This window comes from Aliivibrio kagoshimensis, from assembly GCF_050337105.1.
Classification (GTDB): Bacteria; Pseudomonadota; Gammaproteobacteria; order Enterobacterales; family Vibrionaceae; genus Aliivibrio_A; species Aliivibrio_A kagoshimensis.
In genome coordinates, this window is record NZ_JAKJSQ010000125.1 from 1 (window position 1) to 5,174 (window position 5,174).

The 5,174-nt window shown below is 43.8% G+C and carries 5 protein-coding genes; all 5 read left to right on the forward strand.

The window, feature by feature from the left end:
* The first annotated feature begins 183 nt into the window (after positions 1 to 183).
* The 5 genes from L4C32_RS20170 to L4C32_RS20190 all read left to right on the forward strand — a co-directional run bounded on the left by L4C32_RS20170 (position 184) and on the right by L4C32_RS20190 (position 4,766).
* Positions 184 to 1,155, forward strand: a complete 972-nt coding sequence (locus L4C32_RS20170) for a TRAP transporter substrate-binding protein (protein WP_428198682.1) — start codon at positions 184 to 186, stop codon at positions 1,153 to 1,155.
* An 11-nt stretch (positions 1,156 to 1,166) separates the two neighbouring features.
* Positions 1,167 to 1,703: a TRAP transporter small permease gene (locus tag L4C32_RS20175; protein WP_428198683.1), complete on the forward strand. Its 537-nt coding sequence runs from the start codon at positions 1,167 to 1,169 to the stop codon at positions 1,701 to 1,703.
* Positions 1,696 to 3,000, forward strand: coding sequence for a TRAP transporter large permease (locus L4C32_RS20180; protein ID WP_428198684.1), 1,305 nt, complete (start codon positions 1,696 to 1,698; stop codon positions 2,998 to 3,000). Before L4C32_RS20175 ends, L4C32_RS20180 begins: the two co-directional genes overlap by 8 nt.
* 12 nt (positions 3,001 to 3,012) lie before the next feature.
* Complete coding sequence (locus L4C32_RS20185; RefSeq protein ID WP_428198685.1) at positions 3,013 to 3,519, forward strand: winged helix DNA-binding protein; 507 nt, start codon at positions 3,013 to 3,015, stop codon at positions 3,517 to 3,519.
* 119 nt (positions 3,520 to 3,638) lie between these two features.
* Positions 3,639 to 4,766 carry an acyl-CoA desaturase gene (locus tag L4C32_RS20190; RefSeq protein ID WP_428198686.1) on the forward strand — a complete coding sequence of 376 codons (1,128 nt, stop codon included), beginning with the start codon at positions 3,639 to 3,641 and terminating at the stop codon, positions 4,764 to 4,766.
* The last annotated feature ends 408 nt before the right edge of the window (positions 4,767 to 5,174 follow it).

Consider the following 5,174-nt stretch of genomic DNA (forward strand, 5'->3'; position numbering starts at 1 on the left):
GTGTGTGCAAATTGTTTTTAATTTATTGCTAATTTGTTAAATAAGCGTTAGGTTTAAAATAGAACGATTTCTGTTCAAAGATTTTAAGCGCCAACCCAATATTGATGAATAGTGTCTGTGGAGTATGGGAGGGCTAACAATGGTGACCAGAAATGGGCCAATTATTTGAGAAGGAACTGCCAAATGAAACCACTTTTTAAAACAGCTGTTGCAGTGTTAGCGATGTGCGTCACTAGTGCCACTTTCGCGTCAACGCGTTGGGATATGGCGACCCCGTATGTTGACGCCACGCACCATACCCAAAACATCAAACAGTTTGCTGCCGATGTTAAAAAAGCCACAGACGGAGAGCTTGATATTCAAGTTCATTCTGGAGGTTCATTGATCAAGCATAAAGAGATCCCACGTGCAGTACGTTCACGCCAAGTACAAATTGGTGAAGTGTTTATGGGGATTTTAGGTAACGAAGACCCAGTGTTTAAGTTGGATAACTTGCCGTTTTTAGCGACTGATTTTGACCAAGCTAAAAAATTGTATCAAGTCACTAAATCATCGATTGAAAAGAAGCTGGACAAAGATGGCATGATGTTGCTTTATACCGTGCCATGGCCACCACAGGGCATATATAGCAAAGAAGCAGTGAATAAAATTGATGATTTGAAAGGGGCCAAAATGAGAGCGTATAGTTCAACCCTTTCTCGTTTAGCCGTGCTATTAGAAGCGGCACCAACCACGGTTCAAACCGTTGAAATTCCGCAAGCATTCTCTACCGGTATTATCGATATGATGATCACCTCTCCAACCACAGGGGTGAGCAGCCAATCTTGGGATTACGTGAAGAACTACACCGATGTACAAGCGTGGATCCCAAAAAATATGGTGATAGTCAATAAGCGTGAATTTAAACGTTTAGACGACAAAGTACAGAGTGCGCTACTGCAAGCGGCGGCTGATGCTGAAGCACGCGGTTGGGCAATGGCGGAAAAAGAGACCAAGAGTAAAACAGCCATGCTGGCAGATAAAGGCATGATCGTGCAACAACCAAGCAGTGAGTTGATGAACGAATTGAAAGCGGTAGGTGCCACTATGTCAGCAGAGTGGTCAAAAGAGTCAGGCGCAGAGGGCGCTGCCATTTTAGCTGAATACCAAAAGTAGTAGGAGTCACCATGCGTCAGTTTCTAAACCGTTTGTACATGATGTCAGGCGTTAGCTCTGGAGTCTGTATTGTGATCATCTGTCTGTTAATTCTGATGCGTGTAATTGGTCGCTGGATGGGAATTGTGATCCCATCCAGTGATGATTTTGCTGGATTTTTATTGGCCGCCTCCTGCTTTTTAGCCTTGGCATATACCTTTCATCATGGCGGGCATATTCGAGTGAGTCTATTCACCTCTAGACTGTCAGAAAAACGGTCACTGTTTTTTGAGCGTTTTATTCTCACCTTTGCAGCGTTGTTAGTCAGTTATCTGGCCTATGAGTTGAGCTATATGGTGTGGGAGAGTTGGGACTTTGAGGAACTCTCATCCGGTTATATCGCCGTACCGATGTGGATAGTGCAGATGCCAGTGGCAATTGGCTCCATAGTGATGGCTATTGCGGTGATTGATGCGGCCTACTGCAGTCTGCTATATGGACAGCGTATTGCATTATCAGAAGAGGAATTACTAGCAGCTTCAAATAACAAGGACAGCGAACATGGATGAGTTACTGATTGGCGGCATTTTAATTGTGGTGCTGTTTGCATTTTTAGCCAGTGGCCTTTGGGTCGCCCTTAGCTTAGTCATGGTGGCGATTGCCGGTTTAACACTACTGGGTAATGACAACTTCGGACTTATCTATGCGACAGCCACATGGGGCGCAGTCTCTGACTGGTCGTTAGCGGCGCTGCCACTGTTCATTTGGATGGGGGAGATCTTGTTTAGAACCCGACTCTCTAAAGATCTGTTTGAAGGGTTATCGCCATGGCTTAATCGGGTTCCAGGGCGTCTGCTTCATGTCAATATTTTAAGTTGCGGTATGTTTGCTGCGGTCTCCGGATCCTCTGCAGCTACCGCCGCCACTATCGGGAAAATGACCCTGCCCGAGCTAAAAAAGCAGGGCTACGATGACCAAATGACCATTGCGACACTTGCGGGGTCGGGCACGCTAGGTTTGCTGATTCCCCCCTCAATCATCTTGATTGTGTATGGCGTAGCAGCAGAGGTGTCGATAGGACGTCTGTTCATCGCTGGTGCCATTCCCGGTATCATGTTGGTGTTAATGTTCATGGGTTACACCGTCTATTGGGCGATGCGAAATAAAAACAAAGTACCGCATAACGATGTTCACTATAGCTGGGCTGAAAAAATGGCTGGGCTCACTAAGCTGATCCCTATCGGTCTATTAGTTATGTTTGTCTTAGGCTCAATCTATGGCGGTTTAACCACGCCGACTGAAGCGGCTGCTTTTGGGGTCGTGGGCGCTTTGATTTTAGCGATCACCAGTCGAACATTAAACGTTGAAAGCTTTAGCAAGAGTTTGATGGGAGCGGTAAAAACCTCATGCATGATCATCTTTATTCTTGCTGGTGCAGCATTCCTCACCGTCGCGATGGGGTTTATTGGCTTACCAAGAATGTTAGCTGAACAGATAGCAGTGCTGCAACTCTCTCCCTATATGCTGCTGTTTTTCTTAACCATACTGTTTGTTATCTTGGGTTGTTTCCTCGATGGTATCTCTGTCGTAGTGCTAACGACATCGGTGGTATTACCTATGGTGATTCAGGCGGGTATAGATCCACTATGGTTTGGTATCTATATTGTGCTGGTGGTAGAGATGTCGCAAATAACGCCCCCAGTAGGTTTTAACTTGTTCGTAATACAGAGCATTACCGGAAAAGACATGCTGTTTATTGCCAAAGCAGCACTGCCATTCTTCTGCTTGCTGTTGTTAGCGGTATTTTTAGTGGTCGCATTCCCTGGCATCGTTACATGGTTACCAACGACGATGACAACCAATTAATAAGGAAATAGCATGACTGAACGTTTACCTATTGTCTCTTCATCGCACTTAATGAGTGAGGAGTCGATAACACTGAGTGAATTCGAATACGCATTAACCATGGTGAACAATGCCTTTCAACGTTGGATGCAATCCTGTTCGATGGCAGTAGAGTTGCAAGATCTTAGTCCGTTAGATATTTTAGCGCTGCATAACTTGCATCATAGGGATCGCCCAAAGCGCATTGCCGATGTCGCTTTTATGCTCAACATTGAAGACATTCACAACGTGTCATATTCGGTGAGAAAGTTGGTAAAAAAAGGGCTTGTGGTAGGAGAAAGACAAGGAAAGGATACCTATTATCAACTTAATGACGCAGGCAAACACTTTTGCTTACAGTATAAAGAGGTGCGCGAACAGTGCTTGGTTGATGTCGTCTCAAAATTGAACATTGAAAGTGATCTGGGGGATGTAGCGGCAACAATGCGAACCTTATCAGGGATCTATGATCAGGCATCGCGAGCGGTTCGGTCACTATAATACGCTGAGCATTACGAATAAATGACCCGTTGATCCGTTCGAATGTGAGCTGACACGCTTGACATATTATGTGCAGTTAGTAATCTAGCGTACACGTGTACGCTGACTTAGGAACTGACATGACAGAATCAAAGAAGCCACCATTCATTTGGCTCAATATTTTCATCTTTAGCTCAAGTTTATTATTAGCTTTAGTCGCAGTACCGCTCTATGGCTATCTGTATGGATTTGGCAGTGAGCACTGGATCTGGCTGCTGATTACATTCTGTTTTTGTAACCTGACCATTACTACAGGGTATCACCGACTCTGGTCACATAAAGCGTTTGAAGCGCATGCTGTCATACGGGTACTCTGCGCCATTGGTGGTGCGTTTGCCCTACAAAATAGTGCCCTGCATTGGTCTTCCGATCACCGAAATCACCACAAGCATGTTGATAATAACCACAAAGATCCCTACTCAGCGAAAAAAGGGTTCTGGTACTCTCACATTGGTTGGATGCTGCGCGAATATGATGTTGAGCGTTACTCGGATTACACCAATTGCCGCGATTTGAAAAAAGATAAGATAGTGATGTGGCAGCACAAGTACTATCTCGTGTTGGCACTCGCCACCAACCTTGGAATTCCGGTTGCGCTTGGCCTGCTGTATGGCGATGTAGTGGGTATGTTGCTGGTGGTGGGTGCGCTGCGTTTAGTGTTAAACCACCATACCACCTTCTTTATTAACTCATTGGCACACATATGGGGTTCACAGCCATATACCGACAAAAACACTGCCCGTGATAATGGTTTCCTTGCCTTTTTGACTTTCGGTGAAGGCTACCATAATTACCACCATATCTTTGAAAATGACTACCGAAATGGCATTCTTTGGTGGCAGTACGATCCGACGAAATGGGTTATACGCGCAAGTGCTTGGTTAGGCCTAGCGTCTAATCTTAAGCGCTGTCCAGAAGAGCGAATTGAAAAAGCCAGAGCGAAAATGCAGCTTATCCGAGCGAACAGTAGCTTAGAGTTACTACCTGATTGCCAAGCGATGATTAATAATTTGAATAATGAGTACGCGCTCTTTTTGCAAAATATGAACGACTATTATGAAATGAAGAAACAGTTGATTGAGATGAAAAAGAATAAGATTGCTGAAAAGTATGATCTGCAACAACGTAAGAAACAGTATCAAGAGATGAAGTTACGTTGGTTAGAGCAGCGTAAATCTTGGAATCAATTGGCACTGCAATACGCGTAAGCCCACAAAATAGATAACTATCCCAGTGATTCTGCAGAGAGTCGCTGGGATTTTTTTGTCTACACCCCTGTACTCCTCCCTTTATGTTGCTTTATCGGTTATTCAACACTGAATGTACATTGTGTAACATATTAATGAAAACGTTTACAAACTGGATAAATTTCTCATTAAAGTGGAATGTGAGGATATAAATGACACTTAATTCATACTTTTTGTCTATGTATTTCGCTTCTAGGTCACATAATTAGCAAGAAAAAGATAGAGTATTTTTCCAGTGTAACGTTTGCGTTACCCATTGTAACTAGGTGGTTACAATGGGTATCTATCTGATTTAGCAGGATATTATAATTATAAATTGTTTTTTTTATAGTTGATGTAATTAAAAGAAGGTTTAGGTAGGAATTATGG

Excerpts from the sequence above, each read along its gene's own strand:
- L4C32_RS20170 (WP_428198682.1), top strand. The coding sequence starts at position 184 with ATGAAACCACTTTTTAAAACAGCTGTTGCAGTGTTAGCGATGTGCGTC.
- L4C32_RS20175 (WP_428198683.1), top strand. The coding sequence starts at position 1,167 with ATGCGTCAGTTTCTAAACCGTTTGTACATGATGTCAGGCGTTAGCTCT.
- L4C32_RS20180 (WP_428198684.1), top strand. The coding sequence starts at position 1,696 with ATGGATGAGTTACTGATTGGCGGCATTTTAATTGTGGTGCTGTTTGCA.
- L4C32_RS20185 (WP_428198685.1), top strand. The coding sequence starts at position 3,013 with ATGACTGAACGTTTACCTATTGTCTCTTCATCGCACTTAATGAGTGAG.
- L4C32_RS20190 (WP_428198686.1), top strand. The coding sequence starts at position 3,639 with ATGACAGAATCAAAGAAGCCACCATTCATTTGGCTCAATATTTTCATC.